Genomic DNA, 15,879 nt, shown 5'->3' with positions numbered 1-15,879 from the left:
GTCACGCCGCGGCGTGCGCCGAGCTGGGGGAGCCGACCGGCAGGGCGCGCACGGCGGCCCGGGCGATCGCCTCGATCTCCTCGGGGGAGCGGTCGGCGGTCGGGTTGCGGCGCATCCAGCGGATCAGCTTCAGCGGCGGGGCGAACACGATGCCGTCGGCGGTGAACGGCGTGCGGGCGAGCTTGCCGCCGTGCACGGCCAGCACCGGCGTCACCGACACCGGCGTCCCGGCGGCGCGGGAGACCGCCTCCGCGGCGGCCTCGGCCCGCGCGGTCAGCCCGCGGACGAGCTTGGTCTGCGTCCGGCCGTCGATGAAGAGCCTGCCGCCGTGCTGGGAGACCTCGGCCCCGGGCGACCACGCCTCGTTGTGCACGAGCCAGACGCCGCCGGGCCCGACCACCAGTTCGTCGGCGATGCCGTGCCCGGGAACCGTCCGGGCGTGCAGCACGCGGTGCCCGCGCCGCTCCAGCGTGTAGCGCAGGAACCGGTCCATGCGCTGGTCGCCGCGCAGCCCGAGGCGCCACACCCGCGACGCGCTGTAAATGCGCCAATGGACGAGCGTGTCAGCTGTCGCCACCAGAACGGCCATCGCGATTCCGAAAACGGCGTTGACGAGCAGCCCGCACAGCACGAGCGTCGCCGCCGCCAGAAAGGCGCGTGTCCGCAATCGTCCTTTTCGGCCCCGCTGCCAGAGTTCCTCGTACACCGCCTGCGGCGAACCGCCGGTGAAAGCGGGGCGGTCCCTGAGGTAGATGGAGCTGCCGAACATGTCCGTCCTCCCAGCACCTGCTTAGACGCCACCAGTATGGGGATGCTCCGGCATTCCCGCCACACTTTGCGAGGTGACTTAAATCAAACTTCCGCGCCACTTCTTGGGCCTGGGACATTGCTCACCTGCCCGTTCGGGTGTGATTGGGTGAGACGATTCGGGGAACACCGGAGAAGAGCCCCCCGAGATTGGCTGAAAGGCGCGGTGCAACTATCACCGCAAGATTCAAGGCCCTTTTCATTGCAATTGTTTGCTCCGGGGCGCGAGCGGCGCGGCAGACTGGGACGATGCACCTCAGCGCCGCCGAAGGCCTCCCCGTCCGCCAGGCCGTCCCCGCCCTGCGCGCGGCTCTGGACGAGCACGGCGCGGCCGTCCTGGCGGCGCCGCCCGGCACCGGGAAGACCACCCTGGTCCCGCTCGCCCTCGCCGGGCTCGCCCTCGCGCAGGGTCAGGGCGCCCCGCCCGCGCCCGGCAGGGTCCTGGTCCTGGAGCCCCGCCGCCTCGCCGCCCGCGCCGCCGCGCGCCGCATGGCCTGGCTCCTCGGCGAACGCGTCGGCGGCCGGGTCGGCGTCACCGTCCGCGGCGAGACCCGCCCCGGTTCCCGCGTCGAGGTCGTGACCACGGGCGTGGTCCTGCAGCGCCTCCAGTCCGACCCCGAGCTCGACGGCGTCGGCACGGTGATCCTGGACGAGTGCCACGAGCGGCACCTGGACGCCGACACCGCGCTGGCGTTCCTGCTCGACGTCCGCGCCGCGCTGCGCCCCGACCTGCGCCTGGTCGCCGCGTCGGCGACCGCCGACACCGGCCCGTGGTCGCGCCTGCTCGGCGGCGCCCCGGTCGTGGAGACCGCGGCGGCGCTCCATCCGGTCGAGACGGTCTGGGCGCCGCCGCCGCGCCCCCTCCCGCCGCCGCACGGCATGCGCGTCGACCCGGGGTTCCTCGCGCACGTCGCCGCGACCGCCCGCCGGGCGCTGGCCGAGCGCGACGGCGACGTCCTGTGCTTCCTGCCGGGGGTCGGCGAGATCACCCGCGTCGCCGGGCTGCTGGCCGGCGCGCCCGCCGAGATCCTGCAGATCCACGGCCAGGCGCCGGGGCGCGTGCAGGACGAGGTGCTCGCGCCCGCGTCGCGCCGCCGGATCGTCCTCGCGACCTCGGTGGCCGAGTCGAGCCTCACCGTTCCCGGCGTCCGCGCGGTCGTCGACTCCGGCCTCGCCCGCGAGCCGCGCACCGACCACGCCCGCGGCCTCGGCTCGCTCACCACCGTCCGCGCGTCCCGCGCCACCGCCGACCAGCGCGCCGGGCGCGCCGGGCGCGAGGCCCCCGGCGCCGTCTACCGGTGCTGGACGCAGGCCGAGCACGACCGGCTCCCGGCCCGTCCTCGCCCCGAGATCGAGCTGGCGGACCTGACCGGCTTCGCCCTCCAGGCGGCCTGCTGGGGCGACCCCGGCGCGACCGGCCTCGCCCTGCCCGACCCGCCCCCGGCCGCCGCGATGGACGCCGCCCGCTCCACCCTGCACGCCCTCGGAGCCCTGCGGGACGGCCGCGCCACCGACCGCGGCCGCCGGCTGGCCCGCGTCGGCCTGCACCCCCGCCTGGCCCGCGCCCTCCTGGGCGGCGCCCAGCGGGTCGGCGCCCGCGACGCGGCGCAGATCGTCGCCCTGCTCTCCGAGCCGCCGCCCCGGTCGGCGGGCGATGACCTCACCGCCGGCTGGCGCGGCCTGCGCGTCCGGAGCCGCCCCGCCGACCCGCACGCGGCGCGCTGGCGCGACGAGGCGGCCCGCCTCCAGAGGTCGCTCACCGCGGACGCCGGGGCCCCGCCGGGGATCGGCGACGACCGCGTCGCGGGGACCGTGGTGGCGCTGGCGTTCCCGGAGCGGGTCGCGCGGGCGCGGCGGGGGAGCGGCTACCTGATGGCCTCCGGGACGGGGGCCGAGCTGGCGGAGGGGTCGGCACTGGCCGGGGCGCGGCCCGGCTGGCTCGCGGTCGCGGCGGCCGACCGTCCCGCCGGGTCGGCGTCGGCGCGGGTGCGGCAGGCCGTGGTGATCGACGAGGAGGTCGCGCGGTCCGCGGCGGCGCCGCTGGTGGAGACGGCCGAGGAGGTCGTGTGGCGCGACGGGGACGTGGTGGCGCGCCGCGTCGAGCGGCTCGGCGCGATCGAGCTGGAGGCGCGGCCGCTGCGCGACCCCGACCCCGGTCTCGTGCGCGCCGCCCTGCTGGACGGCGTGCGCGCGGAGGGGCTCGGGCTGCTGCGCTGGACGCCGGCGGCCGTCGCGCTGCGCGAGCGGCTGGCGTTCCTGCGCGCGGCCCTCGGGGAGCCGTGGCCCGCCGTCGACGACGCGGCGCTGCTGGAGCGGGCGCCGGAGTGGCTGTCGGGCGCGCGGCGTCGGGCCGACCTGGCGCGGGTCGACGTCGCCGGACTGCTGCGCGGCCTGCTGCCTTGGGACCTGGCGAAGCGGCTGGAGGAGTACGCGCCCGAGCGGATCGAGGTCCCGTCGGGGTCGCGGATCCGGGTCGACTACTCGGGAGAGCGCCCCGTCCTCGCCGTGAAGCTGCAGGAGCTGTTCGGGTGGGACGCGGCGCCGCGGCTCGCCGGGGGGCGGGTGCCCCTGGTGGTGCACCTGCTGTCGCCGGCGGGGCGCCCCGCGGCGGTCACCGCGGATCTGGCCTCGTTCTGGGGCGAGGGGTACCGGGCGGTCCGGGCCGAGCTGCGCGGCCGCTACCCCAAGCACCCGTGGCCCGAGGACCCGGCGCGGGCCGTGCCGACGAAGCGGACCCGGCGGGCTAGCGGGAGCTGATCAGCGCCTCGATGCCGTCCAGGACGCGGGCGAGGCCGAACTCGAAGGCGCGCCCGGGCGCGACGGCGGAGCCGTACTTGTACCCGACGGCGGCGCCCACGCGGGTGCCGAGCGGGTAGTCGTCCTCGTTCACCAGCGTCTCCAGGAGGGGGGCGCTCGCCTCCCACCACTGCTCGTCGGTCATGCCGCTGCGGCGCTCGGCCTCGGCGGCGTTGACCGACACGCGGGCGGCGCTCTCGGCGAAGCCGGTCACGAGCGCGACGACCGAGTCCATCTCCACGTCGCTGAGGCCGAGGCCGTCCACGGCGCGCAGCTCGTACTCGAACTTGGCGCACGTGTTCGGGCCGAGCGGCGGCCGGACCGTGGTGATCTGCAGCAGCCACGGGTGCCGGTGGAACAGCGCCCAGTTGTCGCGGGCGATGTGCTCCAGGCGGGCCCGCCAGGAGTCGTGGGCGGGGGGCTCCAGCTCGGCGAACGCGCGGTCGACCATGACGTCGACGAGCTCCGCCTTGCCCGGCACGTAGGTGTAGATCGACATGGGGGAGACGCCCAGGTCCTCGGCGATGCGGCGGATCGACAGCCCGTCCAGGCCCTCGGCGTCGGCCAGCCGGATCGCCGCCCGGACGATCTCCTCCGCGGTCAGCCGCGGCTTGGGCCCGCGCCTGGGGCGCTCCCGCACCCCCCACAGCAGCTCCAGGGTGCGTCTGGGGTCGCCCGCCCCGCTGTACTCGGTCACCGGCCGATCCTCTCAGGGATGAAACTCTGTACTGCGTACGTTATATTGGCCGCGATGGTAAATCCGTACTGCGTACATAGTTTTGGAGGACGGGTGACGGAACCACGGTTCGCGGTCGTCGCCGAGGGGCTGCGCAAGCGCTACGGCGGCACCGAGGCCCTCGCCGGGCTGAACCTGCGCGTCCCCGCCGGGACCGTGCACGGCCTGCTCGGCCCGAACGGCGCGGGCAAGACCACCGCCGTCCGGATCCTGACCACGCTGGCCCGGCCGGACGGCGGCGTCGCCCGCGTCGCCGGGCACGACGTGGTCCGCGACGCGGTCGAGGTGCGGCGCCGCATCGGGCTCGTCGGGCAGCACGCGGCGGTCGACGAGGTGCTCGGCGGGCGGCAGAACCTCGTCATGTTCGGCCGCCTGCACCACCTCGGCGCCGCGCGGGCGCGGCGGCGGGCGGACGAGCTGCTGGAGCGGTTCCGGCTCACCGACGCCGCCGCCAAGCCCGCGGGGGAGTACTCGGGGGGCATGCGGCGGCGCCTCGACCTGGCCGCGTCGATGATCCTCGCGCCGCCCGTGCTGTTCCTGGACGAGCCGACCACCGGCCTCGACCCGCGCAGCCGGGGCGAGGTGTGGGACGCGATCCGCGACCTGGTGGACGGCGGCACGACCGTCCTGCTCACCACCCAGTACCTGGAGGAGGCCGACCGGCTCGCCTCCGGCGTCTCGGTGATCGACCACGGCCGCGTCATCGCCGAGGGCGCCCCCGACGAGCTCAAGGCGCGGCTCGGCGGCGACCGCGTCGAGGTCGTCGTGGACGACCCCGGGGACCTCGCCGCCGCCGCCGAGATCGTCGGCCGGGTCGCGAACGGCGAGGCGGACGTCGACGCCGAGGCCCTGCGGGTCGGGGCGCCGGTGTCGGGGCGGGCCGCCGCGCTGACCGAGGCCGTCCGGGCCCTGGACGAGGCGGGCGTCGCGGTCGCCGACATCGGCCTTCGCCGCCCGACGCTGGACGAGGTGTTCCTGCACCTCACGGAGAAGAAGGAGGCCGTTCTTTGAGCGTCCGGACGATGAGGTGGGCCGCGGCCGACGGGTGGGTGCTGACCAACCGCGCCCTGGCCCACTGGGCGCGCAAGCCGGGCGAGGTCGCCGTCGGGCTGCTGTTCCCGGTGATGGTCGTGCTGATGATGGGCTACCTGTTCGGCGGGCAGATGGACGTCCCCGGCGGCGGCAGCTACCGGGCGTTCATCGTCCCCGGCATGTTCGCGCTGACGATGGCGTTCGGGGTCGAGACGACGTTCGCCGCGATAGCCAGCGACGCGAGCAAGGGGGTGACCGACCGGTTCCGGTCGATGCCGATGGCCTCGTCCGCCGTCGTCGTGGGCCGGGCCACCGCCGACATGCTGCACTCGGTCGTCGCGCTGGCCGTGATGGCGGCCTGCGGCGTGCTGATCGGCTGGCGCGTCCACGACGGCGCGGGCAGGGCCCTCGCGGGGCTCGGCCTCCTGCTGCTGCTGCGCTTCTCGCTGGTCTGGCTCGGCGTCTACCTCGGCCTGGTCGCCAAGGGGCCGGAGTCGGTGGCGGCCGTGCAGATCCTGGTGTGGCCGATCGGGTTCCTGTCCAGCGCCCTGGTGGCGCCGAGCACGATGCCGGGCTGGCTCGGCGCGGTGGCCGAGTGGAACCCCATGTCGGCGACCGTGACGGCGTGCCGGGAGCTGTTCGGCGAGCCCGTGGCCGGCGGGTCGTGGGCGGCGCAGCACAGCGTGCTGATGGCGGTCGTGTGGCCGCTGGTGATCGCGGCGGTGTTCTTCCCGCTGTCGGTCCGCCGCTACCGCGCCCTCGGCCGCTAGGGCAGGAGGGACGCCCGGTGCCGGGCCAGCGCCAGCGCCGGGTAGCACGCCTCGGGCAGGGGCTCCGCGCCGCGCTCGCCACCGCGCCCGGCGCCGAGCGCGGCGCGGAGCCTCGCGCCCACGGCCGCAGCGTCGTGCGGCTGCACGACGCACAGCTCGGCCTGCATGGCCTGCCGCGCCGCGGCCATCAGCGCCGGGACGTCCCCGACGACCACGATCTCGGCGGGGGCGTCGCCGTAGGAGAGCCGGACGGCGAGGGCGTGCATCCCGGCGGTGCCGGCGCCCTCGTAGCGGAACTCGCAGACCAGGCGGTCGCCGTCGAGCGGCCCCTCCTGGATCAGCCACGCCTGCCCGGGGACGACCCGTCCGAGCGAGTCCTCCCAGGGCGCCGCCGGGACGCCGGCGAGGCGGTCGGCGGCGCGGGCCGCGGCGCCGCGCCCCTCGGCGGGGCCGATCGCGGCGAGCGCCCGCAGGAAGGCCCGCGCGCCCGGGGTGGCCGCCGCGTGCAGGCAGCCGATCAGGTCGCCGAGCGCGGCGCGCCGGGCGGCGTCGTGCGGGGCCGCCGCCTCCAGGCCGCCGAGCTGCGCCGACGTCCACATCTCGGCCTGCAGCGCGCCGGGCTGCGCGGGCAGGGCGCCGGCCTCCCGGACGTAGGCCGCGTACACCTCGCCGAGCCCCGGCAGCATCAGCTCGGGACCGGCGGACGGTCGGGTCGCACTCACGGCCTCAGCCTATGAGACGCGGGGGAGCGGCCCGGCCGCGCGTTCCGGGAGGCGGGGCCTACGCCGGGACGGTCAGCAGCGTGCGGCCCTCGCCGATCGTGCGGACCTCGAACCGGCTGATCTCCTGGGGCCGCAGCGCCGTGCCGCCCTGCAGCGCCAGCTGGGGCTGCGGCGAGCCGGGCAGGCCGTAGCCCTTCTCGGGGACGGACCAGCCGACGACGGTGTGCGCCCTGCCCCGCCGGTCCACGGCGACCAGTTCGCACGCGAGCGGCCCGTCGACCTTGCTGAGGCGCAGCGCGACCCGGCTCCCCCACGCCTTCCGCTGCGTCGCGACCGTCCCGGTGACGCCGGTGCCGGCGTCGGTCGCCGACATCGCCCGGCCGTCCCGCAGCAGCTGGGCGGTCCCGCCGTCCGGCGCGGAGGCGGCGGAGCCGCGGTCGGCGCCGAGCGTGTACCCGGCGCCGAGCGCCCCGCCGAGCAGCACGACCCCGGCGGCGGCCGCGGCCAGCGCCCGCGCGGTCCGGTGCCGCCGCTCCCGCCGGATCCGGTGCCGGATCAGGTCGGTGACCGCCGCCGGCTCGGGCGGCGCGGGCATCGCCTCCGCCGGGTCGGCGATCGGGCCGATGCCGTCCAGGGTCTGGGCGATCCCGCTCAGCGCGCCGAGCTCCTCGTGGCAGGAGAAGCACGTCGCCAGGTGCGCCTCGAACGCGCGGCGGTCGGGCTCCTCCAGCAGGCCGAGGGCGTAGGCGCCGACGTCGACGTGCGGCATGTCCGGCGCTCTCATGGCGTCACGCCCCTCTCCTCCAGGGCGACGCGCAGTGCCCGGAGCGCGTAGTAGACCCGGGACTTCACGGTGCCCACGGGGATCCCGAGATGCCTGGCGGCCTCGTTCACCGAGCGGTCCCGGAAGAAGGTCTCGTTGAGGATCTCTCGGTGGGCGGGGGACAGGGCGAGGAGGGCTTCGGACACGACGACGGAGCGCAGCAGATCCTCCAACCCGTCGGGCACGCGCATGTTCTCCAGCGGGCCCTCGCCCGCCTCCTGCGGCCGTGCGTTCTTGCGGCGCTGGTCGTCGATGACGATCCGGCGGGCGACCGTCGCGAGCCAGGGCAGCAGCGACGTCGCGTTCTCGTCGAGCTGGTGCGCGCTGCGCCAGGCGCGGATCATCGTCTCCTGGACGACGTCCTCGGCCCAGTGCCGGTCGCCGCCGGTGAGGCGCAGGACGAACGACAGCAGGGGGCGGCCGTACACGCGGTACAGCTCGGTCACGATCACCTGGTCGTCCACGCCGCCGGAGGGCCGCGGGCCGCGGAACCAGCTCCACGGTCCGGGAGGGCGTTCGCGGGTGGCCGAGGCGGCCGGTGATCTGTGGGCCATCGGGGTCTCCGGCGGGGGTGCGAGGGGGTGCGGGGCGACGCGGTGACCGTGGGTGTCACGTTGGGAGGCAGTACGGGACCCCGCGCCGCGCGGTTCAACCGAGGCCGTTTCGTGGGGGATTTTCCGCAATGGCTCTTACTTGTTCGCCACCTTTTCCTTACCGTCCAGTCCCAGGGATCGCCGAGGTGCGTCTCAGGGTGCGTACGGGAGGCGAGACTCCGACCCGCGCATCGGAACCTTCGCCGGGCAACGCTCACTCCACGCTTTGGAGCGAATGCGGGCATCGGGCCCATTTGCCCACAGAGACCGAGGGCGGGGATCGGCATGGTGATGGAGAACGGGGAAGTCCAGCTCAGCTACCGCCTGCTGCTGGCGGTGGACATCCAGGGGTACAGCCGGCGCGACACGCGCGAGCAGCTGCGCGCGCAGCGGCTGCTGACGGAGGCGCTCGACGGCGCCGCCCGCGGCGTCGGCCTCGACCGCGCGGGCTGGGACAAGCAGGTCGGCGGGGACGGCGAGCTCGCCACGCTGCCGGAGGGCGTCGACCCGGCGTCGGTGGCCGGCGAGTTCGTCATCCTCCTCGACGGGGCGCTGCGCGAGGTCAACCGGGACGCCGGCCGCTTCCGCCTGCGCGTCCGGCTCTCGCTGCACCACGGCACGCTCACGGCCGGGCCGTTCGGCCCCGCGGGCGACGCGCCCATCGTCGTCCAGCGGCTGCTGGACGCGGCGCCGCTGCGCCGCATGCTGGCCGACGACGCGGACCGCGACCTCGCCTACGTCGTGTCGGACTCGCTGTTCGACGACGTCGTGCGGACCGGGTTCTGCGCCCTGCCGCCGCGAGGCTTCCGCGCCGTCAAGGTCGCGGCGAAGGGCGCGGTGTTCCGCGGCCACATCCTCACCGGCCGCGCCGCCCGCGAGGACGCGGGCGAGGACGCGGGCGGGCCGGGCTCCCGGTCCGCCCGCGTCCTCGAGTTCCCGGCCCTCGCCCTGAACTGACCGGGAAGCGACCGGCCCGCCCAGGGGTTGACGCAGGTAGGACCGACGACCGATGGAGGCGACGATGGCGGACGAAGCGGCGCTGGTGAAACTCCTGGCGGGACGGGACATCGGAGTGCTGGCCACCCTCAAGGGCGACGGGCGGCCCCAGCTGTCCACGATCAACTACCACTACGACGAGGAACGCCGGCTCGTCCGGATCTCGATCACCGCCGACCGGGCCAAGGCCCGCAACCTGGCCCGCGACCCGCGCGCGAGCCTGCACGTCGGTTCGCCGGACGGCTGGTCGTGGGTGGTCGCCGAGGGCACCGCCGAGCTCACGGCGGTCGCCGCCGATCCGGACGACGCCGCCGTCGAGGAGCTCGTCGAGGTGTACCGGGACATCCCCGGCGAGCACCCCGACTGGGACGAGTACCGCCGCGTCATGGTCGAGGACGGCCGCCTCGTCGTCCGCCTGCACGTCGAACGTCTCTACGGGCAGGCGCACTGACGGCGGCCGGGCGCGGCTAGGCCCCCAGCAGGGCGGCGAGGAGGCGGTTGTCGCCGCGCTGCCAGAGCGTCCCGACCTCGTCGAAGCCCGCCTCGCGCAGCGCCTCGACATGGGTGGACAGCAGCGCCGACTCCGAGCCGTGGTGGCCGGTCGTCTCGTCGCGGGCCAGCGATCGCAGCCCGGCGAGGCCGGGATCGGCGGCGACCGCGTCCCACCACTGGTCCCAGCCCTCGGGGCGGTCCCCGCCGAACCGGCGCGCCCGCTCGCGCTCGCGCAGGGCGACGTCGAGGGCCGCGAGGCCCGGCGTGCGGTCCTCCACTCCGAGGTTGTCGCCGTTGAGGAACAGGCCGCGCGGGCGCAGCACGCGCGCGAGCTCGCCGTAGGCGACGCGCAGCTGCGCGGCCGACAGCCAGTGCAGGGCGGTCGTGCTGACGGCGGCGTCGGCCTGCCGGTCCAGCCGCAGCCGCGCCGCCCAGCCGGGCTCGCGCAGGTCCAGCTCGGTGAAGGCCAGACCCGGCCGGCCGGCGTGCGCGGCGCGGCCGAGCGACAGCAGCAGCGGGTCGGCGTCCACCGCGACCACGGTCGCGCCGGGGACGCGGTCCAGGATCCGGCCGGCGAGCGAGCCCGGCCCGCAGCCGAGGTCGAGGACGAGCGGGTCGGGCCGCCCGGTCGCGGCCTCCAGGGCGTCGACGATGGCGGTGAACCGCTCCTCGCGGTCGGGGACGTAGCCCTCCTGCTGGACGTCCCAGCGGGCGGTCCAGGCGCTCGCGACCTCGTGGTCGAGCATGGTCATGACCCTTCCTGTGACTGTCGTATAAGCTTTGGACAGTCACATTCTGAACCCGGAAGGCGTAACCGGTCAAGTGGAGTTCAACAGTCATACCGATGCGGTGGTGCAGGCGGCCGCCGGCCTCGTCAACGAGCTGACCCCGGGGGAGCGGCGCGGCCGCGCCTACACCCCGCCCCCGCCGCCCGCGCTCGCCGCCGCCGTCACCGACGTCCTCCAGCGCGTCGGGCGCGGCTCGCGCGCCGCCGAGTCCGAACTGCCCGCGCTCGCCGCCGTCGCGCGCGAACTGCGCGTGGTGTTCGACGCCGTCGCCGCAGGCGACGTCGACGGCGCCGCCGAGCAGGTCAACCGGCTCCTGGAGACGACCGAGGCCCGGCCCCGCCTGGAGCGCCACGACGGACACCCGTGGCACGTCCACTACCACGGAGCCGACGAGAACGACTGGGCCGGCCCCTGCGCCACCGGCCTCGCCATCGTCATCGGCAGCGAGATGCACGACCGCCTGGGCGTCTGCACCGCCCCCAACTGCGACCGCGTCTACGTCGACACCTCCCGCAACGGCACCCGCCGCTTCTGCTCCACCGCCTGCCAGAACCGGGTCAAGGCCGCCGCGTTCCGCGCCCGCGCGCAGTCGTCCTGACGGGCCCCGGCTGGGCCTGCCGGTTTCGCGGGCGTGCCTGTAGCGTGTGGCGATGATCCAGGCCACCGCCACCACCGCCGCCTCGCCCGAGGACCTCTTCCGGCACCTGGCCGTCCCCGAGGCGTGGGGCGCCTGGGGCAGGTTCCCCACCCCGGCGCGGCGGGCGCGCGCGGGCGACACCGCCCCCTACGGCGTCGGGACGGTCAAGAAGATCTGGCCGGCCAGCGAGCGGACCGTCGCCTACGAGCCCTACGAGCACTTCGGGTACGTCGCGCTGTCGGGCCTGCCCGTGCGCAGCTACCGGTCGGACGTCCGGCTGGAGCGCCGGGACGCCGGCACGTTCCTGCGCTGGGAGGCGACGTTCGAGCCGCTGATCCCCGGCACCGGCCCGATCGTCGGCTTCGGGATCCGGCAGATGCTGAAGGCCTTCGCCCGATGGCTGCCCGCCCACGTCGAGCACTGCCCGCCGGACTGCCCCGCCCGCAAGGCCGAGGGCATCTGACCGCGTCCGGGCCCGCGGGGAGGGACGTGAGCCGGAGGCCGTGCGACCCCCCGCACGACCTCCGGCAGAAAAGGTGCAGGCCGAGAGCACCCCGCAGTTCCCTCGGCCTGCACGACCATGGACCCCTCAGGCGGGGTCGGGACCGTAGACCTCCCACAGCTCCCCGGCGAAGAACCGGCCGAAGTCGAGCAGCCGGCCCGCCCCGTCGGGACCCGTCGCGCGGAAGGTCGTCAGCTGCCGCGCGAAGTCGGTCAGCTGGATGTGCAGCACGCCCGCCGCGACGACCGGCGCGCCGTCCTCCTCGTCCTCGGCGACGTGCCCGTCCAGCAGCCGCACGTAGAGGGTGGAGGTGTCCGGCCAGATCCGCGTCGGCGGCCCGTGCAGGACGTTCTTGCGCCCGCTCAGCGTGCGCCGCCGCCCCTCGCCGTCGGTGTAGAACAGCCGGTACTTCATCAGCCGCCGGTCCTCGGGCCCGTCCGCGACGAACAGGTTGAACGTGCCCCGCTCGACCGGCCGGCGCCCCCCGTGCCCCGTCGCGTCGACCCATCCGGCGGCCGTCGCCTCGTGGTCCGCCTCGGCCAGGAAGCGGTCGGTGTCCGCCGCGGTGATCGTCAGGCGGAACGACAGGGGCAGGCGCCCCTCGGCCAGCTCGCCGATCCGCGTGTCGGACTCCCCGTAGGTGACGAACCCCTTCATCTCCTCGGTGAACGACAGCGACGTACGGCCCGCGACCGCGGTGGACGGTCCCCGTGTCCCACCGCGGCTCCCCGATGCGGGGCCGTACGCCGAGCCGTTCCCCGCCCCGCCTGGCGAGCCGGCTCCCCCGGCCGGCTCGGCCCCCGTGGCGGGCGGGGCGGTCCTCTCCAGCAGCCGCGTGGCCAGCCGGTCGGCCTGCGCGGCGATCGTCAGCGAGGGGTTCGGGCCCACCGGGCCGGGCATCGCCGCCCCGTCGGCGATGTAGAGGCCCGGGAACCCGAACACCTCGCCGAAGGCGTCGCAGACGCCTTCGCCCGGGTGGCCGCCCATGGGGGCGCCGCCCAGCGGATGGACGGTGATGATGCGCTTGCGGAACCACATCGGGTTGTCGGCGTAGTCGGCGCCGAGCACGTCCGCGATCCCCCGCATCGTCTTGCGGACGCGGTTGAACAGCTCCTCGCTGGTCCGCGCGTTCCAGTCGGCGGCGAGCCGGCCGTCCCGCAGGTGCAGCCGCCCGTCGGCGGTCTCGCGGCCCATGCCGAGCAGCGGCAGCGAGCTGACCGTCAGCGCCCCGTCGCCGATCAGGTCCGAGAGCTCCTCGGACAGGTTGGTGTCCGGCGCGTCCTTGAAGAACTCCCGGAACCGGCCCCACAGGAACTCCACCGCGCGCTCGAACTCGCCGCGGACGTCGAAGCCGTTCACGATCCAGTCGGTGAAACCGGGGTAGCCGCCGTCCTGGATGTAGGCGCCGCGGCCCGCGCCGGGCACGCCGTCCAGGTCGTCCGGCAGCCGGATCGCCGTGGTGATCACCGGCCCGCGGCTGGCGTTGAGCGGGCGGACCCGGTTGCGGTCCTTGGCCCGCATCAGGAACGTCAGCAGGTCGCCGTTGCCGCAGAAACGGGTGCCGAGCGCCGAGCTGAGGCCGGGGAACGCCGCGCGGGACTTCAGCAGCAGGTACGTGGTGCCGTACGTGCCGGCGCCCAGCACCAGCCGGTCGCACGTGATCGTCCGGATCGGCAGGCGGCGCTTGCGGGCGGACAGGTCCGTGTGGTGGACGTAGTCGACCTCGTACCCGCCGCCCCGCCGCGGCCGGATCGCCTTCACCTCGTGGGAGGTGCGGATGTCGGCGCCGTGGTGCGCCGCCGCCGACAGGTAGTTGTGGTCGAGGCTGTTCTTGGAGCCCTCGTTGCAGCCGATGTCGCACTCGCCGCACAGCTTGCACGTCCGGCGGCGGGCGCCGTGCAGGTTGCCGTACGCGGGGTCGGCGATCGGCAGGCTCACCCCGGGCGTGCCGCCCGGCTCCGGCGCGAAGCTGACCGCGAGCGGCGGCAGCGTGCTGTGCAGGCCGAGCTCGGCCGCCGCGTCCTGCATCGCGTGCGTCTTCGGGGTGTCGTCGTAAGGGACCTGGTCCAGCGGGTACGGCGTCGCGCCCATCATCCGCTCGACGGCGTCGTAGTGCGGGTCCAGGTCGGCGCGCGAGACCGGCCACGGCTCGTGCCCCCCGCCGGGCCCCGGCCGGTCGTGCACGAACCAGCGCTCGTCCTTGCGCAGCAGCACGTTCGCGTAGATCAGGGAGCCGCCGCCGAGGCCGGAGGACACGACGGAGTCGCAGCCCTTGAACCCCCACACGTCGTACATCCCGTACAGGCCGGCGTCGGGGTCCCAGAACGCCCGCCCCAACTCGGCGGGGGAGCGCGGGAAGCTGCCGGGCGGGTACGGCTGCCCGCGCTCCAGCAGGACGACCCGCTGCCCGGCCTCCGCCAGCCGGTACGCGGTGACGGATCCGCCGAATCCGGATCCGACCACGACCGCGTCGACGTGCTCGGCCGCGCCGCCGCCTTCGCTCATCGCTCAGCCCGCCTTCCGCTTGAGGAAGTCCACGACCTGCGGGAACACCTCGGTCGCGGAGGCGGCCCCCATGAACGGATCCTGGTGGCCGTAGCCGGGCAGGACCGCCAGCTCGTGCAGCCCGGGAGTGATCTTCTCCAGGGCGCGGTGGCAGACGATGTTGGAATCGGTGAACACGTGGTTGCGGTCTCCGGTGAGGAACAGGATCGGCGTCGTGACCGTGGCGGCGCGCGACAGGTAGTCGTCCGGCAGCGCGGCCGAGCGGGGGTCGCGCGGGTGGCGCTTCACCGCGCGGCCCGCCTTCACCATCGCGTGGAGGTGCCGGTAGTAGTTGACGTTGCAGGCCCCGAACAGGTCGGGCAGCCGGCCGTGCGTGACCGGCGACATCTTGCCGTGCGTGAAGATCGGTTGTCCGCCGCCCCACATGAAGCTGAGCATGTGGCAGGCCGGCTCGTCGCACTCGCGGTGGAACGGGGCGACGGCCTTGGCGAGCATCCAGCCGCGCGTCAGCACCGGAGCGTTCGCGTACCGGGGGTCCAGGTGGCAGGGCCCGAGCACGTACTCCATGAGGGCCGGCCCGTAGCCGAGCTTGATCTTCGACCAGCGCGGGGTGCGCGGGGTGAGCGAGACGCTGTTGCAGACCAGGCTGGTGACGCCGGTGACGGTGGCGGCGAACAGCGCCATCGAGAACGAGATCGCGCCCACGCAGTGGGAGATCACGTGGATCCGCCGGTCGCCGACGTGGCGCCGCAGCTCGGCGAGCATCGCCGGGTGGTCGTAGAGCGCGATGGCGTCCAGGTCGTGGCGCGAGGCCTCGGCGTTGTAGGGGAACCGGCCGCTGATCCGCAGGTCGGCCGCCCACACGTCGCCGAACCCGGCGTCGTGCAGGTGGTTCACCAGGTTGGCGTGCTCCGGCATGATGTACATGTCGCTGGACGTGGTCAGCCCGTGCACCAGCAGGACGACGTCGTCGCAGTCGCTCCGGCGGAACCGGGTGAGGTTAAGGCCGAGGCCGTCCTCGGTCGCGAAGGGGTGCGCGGACACCTCGGCGTCGGCGACGCCCGCGTGCGTGAAGCGCGCGATCCGCTGCTGCTCCATGTCGATCTCCTCCGCTTCCTGACGGTCCAACCCTGCCAAACGCAGATATCGGCGCGGCATCGTGGAGAACCCGTACTTACGGGTGCGGGCGCACCCACCGGACGTACGGGACGTACGTGAAGTAAGAGTCAGATCTACTCGGAACGGTTCATCGCGGTCGCGACGCCGACCCGGGAGGACACGCCGATCTTGCCGAAGACGCGGGAGAGGTGGGTCTCGACCGTCCGGACGCTGAGGTACAGCCGCTCGGCGATCTGCTGGTTGCTGTTGCCCTCGGCGACCAGCAGCGCGATCTCGTGCTCGCGCGGGGAGAGCCCGAACGGCAGGTCCTTCCTGCCCTTGGCGCCGCGTGCGGGCGTCCCGGGGGAGGGCACCCGGACACCGAGCCGCCGCTGCTCGCGGACGACCTGCGCCAGCAGCCCCTTCATCCCGCACGACTCGAAGACCTCGGCGGCGGCGCGCAGCCGGTCCCGGGCGCGGGACCGGTCGCCCGCGGCGGCGTGCGCGAGCCCGGCGGCCAGTTCGGCGCGGCCGGCCTCGGGCCGCCGCCCCGCCTTGGCGAGCAGGTCGGCGGCCTCCGCC

At 75.2% G+C, this 15,879-nt stretch carries 16 protein-coding genes; 7 read left to right on the top strand and 9 right to left on the bottom strand.

Translation table 11 applies throughout. The annotated features are described in order from the left end of the window. Position 1 precedes the first annotated feature (1 nt). On the bottom strand, positions 2-769 hold the full coding sequence (locus ABD944_RS33315; protein ID WP_345183554.1) for an NERD domain-containing protein: 768 nt from the start codon (positions 767-769) through the stop codon (positions 2-4). Positions 770-1,056: 287 nt separating this feature from the next. On the opposite strand from ABD944_RS33315, the gene hrpB reads away from it, so the two are divergent. Further along, on the top strand, positions 1,057-3,564 hold the full coding sequence (gene hrpB, locus ABD944_RS33310; RefSeq protein ID WP_345183552.1) for an ATP-dependent helicase HrpB: 2,508 nt from the start codon (positions 1,057-1,059) through the stop codon (positions 3,562-3,564). Here the strand turns inward: hrpB and ABD944_RS33305 are convergent. Beyond that, complete coding sequence (locus ABD944_RS33305) at positions 3,551-4,300, bottom strand: TetR/AcrR family transcriptional regulator (protein WP_345183550.1); 750 nt, start codon at positions 4,298-4,300, stop codon at positions 3,551-3,553. The two genes, hrpB and ABD944_RS33305, sit on opposite strands and share 14 nt — an antisense overlap. Positions 4,301-4,393: 93 nt before the next feature. On the opposite strand from ABD944_RS33305, the gene ABD944_RS33300 reads away from it, so the two are divergent. Both ABD944_RS33300 and ABD944_RS33295 read left to right on the top strand, forming a co-directional pair. Further along, positions 4,394-5,350 (top strand): ATP-binding cassette domain-containing protein, encoded by a 957-nt coding sequence (locus tag ABD944_RS33300; protein WP_345183548.1) that lies wholly within the window; start codon positions 4,394-4,396, stop codon positions 5,348-5,350. An 11-nt stretch (positions 5,351-5,361) separates the two neighbouring features. Beyond that, positions 5,362-6,141: an ABC transporter permease gene (locus ABD944_RS33295; protein ID WP_345183668.1), complete on the top strand. Its 780-nt coding sequence runs from the start codon at positions 5,362-5,364 to the stop codon at positions 6,139-6,141. Here the strand turns inward: ABD944_RS33295 and ABD944_RS33290 are convergent. Genes ABD944_RS33290 through ABD944_RS33280 form a run of 3 tightly spaced genes read right to left on the bottom strand, consistent with a single transcriptional unit; the run spans position 6,138 to position 8,240 of the window. Further along, positions 6,138-6,863 (bottom strand): hypothetical protein, encoded by a 726-nt coding sequence (locus ABD944_RS33290; protein WP_345183546.1) that lies wholly within the window; start codon positions 6,861-6,863, stop codon positions 6,138-6,140. The genes ABD944_RS33295 and ABD944_RS33290 overlap by 4 nt on opposite strands. A 58-nt stretch (positions 6,864-6,921) precedes the next feature. Then, positions 6,922-7,647, bottom strand: a complete 726-nt coding sequence (locus ABD944_RS33285; protein ID WP_345183544.1) for a zf-HC2 domain-containing protein — start codon at positions 7,645-7,647, stop codon at positions 6,922-6,924. Next, complete coding sequence (locus ABD944_RS33280; protein ID WP_425550323.1) at positions 7,644-8,240, bottom strand: sigma-70 family RNA polymerase sigma factor; 597 nt, start codon at positions 8,238-8,240, stop codon at positions 7,644-7,646. Before ABD944_RS33280 ends, ABD944_RS33285 begins: the two co-directional genes overlap by 4 nt. Before the next feature lie 330 nt (positions 8,241-8,570). Between ABD944_RS33280 and ABD944_RS33275 the strand changes: the two genes are divergently transcribed. Both ABD944_RS33275 and ABD944_RS33270 read left to right on the top strand, forming a co-directional pair. Beyond that, positions 8,571-9,236, top strand: coding sequence for a hypothetical protein (locus ABD944_RS33275; RefSeq protein WP_345183542.1), 666 nt, complete (start codon positions 8,571-8,573; stop codon positions 9,234-9,236). A 64-nt stretch (positions 9,237-9,300) separates the two neighbouring features. Continuing rightward, the gene (locus ABD944_RS33270) at positions 9,301-9,726 is read left to right on the top strand and encodes a PPOX class F420-dependent oxidoreductase (protein ID WP_345183540.1); all 426 of its coding nucleotides are present in this window, start codon (positions 9,301-9,303) and stop codon (positions 9,724-9,726) included. A gap of 16 nt (positions 9,727-9,742) precedes the next feature. On the opposite strand, the gene ABD944_RS33265 is transcribed toward ABD944_RS33270, so the two are convergent. Then, the gene (locus ABD944_RS33265; protein ID WP_345183538.1) at positions 9,743-10,519 is read right to left on the bottom strand and encodes a class I SAM-dependent methyltransferase; all 777 of its coding nucleotides are present in this window, start codon (positions 10,517-10,519) and stop codon (positions 9,743-9,745) included. 70 nt (positions 10,520-10,589) lie between these two features. Between ABD944_RS33265 and ABD944_RS33260 the strand changes: the two genes are divergently transcribed. Both ABD944_RS33260 and ABD944_RS33255 read left to right on the top strand, forming a co-directional pair. Further along, a complete protein-coding gene (locus tag ABD944_RS33260; protein ID WP_345183536.1) occupies positions 10,590-11,153 on the top strand; it encodes a CGNR zinc finger domain-containing protein in 564 nt (187 codons plus the stop codon). Between the two features lie 52 nt (positions 11,154-11,205). Next, positions 11,206-11,655, top strand: coding sequence for an SRPBCC family protein (locus ABD944_RS33255; RefSeq protein WP_345183534.1), 450 nt, complete (start codon positions 11,206-11,208; stop codon positions 11,653-11,655). A gap of 126 nt (positions 11,656-11,781) precedes the next feature. Here the strand turns inward: ABD944_RS33255 and ABD944_RS33250 are convergent, their stop codons facing one another. From ABD944_RS33250 to ABD944_RS33240, 3 genes are all read right to left on the bottom strand, one after another. Further along, complete coding sequence (locus ABD944_RS33250; protein WP_345183532.1) at positions 11,782-14,199, bottom strand: GMC oxidoreductase; 2,418 nt, start codon at positions 14,197-14,199, stop codon at positions 11,782-11,784. Positions 14,200-14,202: 3 nt separating this feature from the next. Further along, a complete protein-coding gene (locus ABD944_RS33245) occupies positions 14,203-15,297 on the bottom strand; it encodes an alpha/beta hydrolase (RefSeq protein WP_345183529.1) in 1,095 nt (364 codons plus the stop codon). A 134-nt stretch (positions 15,298-15,431) separates the two neighbouring features. Continuing rightward, positions 15,432-15,879, bottom strand: a 448-nt coding sequence (locus ABD944_RS33240) for a helix-turn-helix transcriptional regulator (protein ID WP_345183527.1), incomplete at its 5' end; no start/stop codon positions are given.

The sequence above is a fragment of the Actinomadura verrucosospora genome, from assembly GCF_039540335.1.
Classification (GTDB): Bacteria; Actinomycetota; Actinomycetes; order Streptosporangiales; family Streptosporangiaceae; genus Spirillospora; species Spirillospora verrucosospora.
The sequence above is the reverse complement of the archived record's forward strand: the minus strand, read 5'-3'. Positions and strand labels throughout refer to the sequence as shown.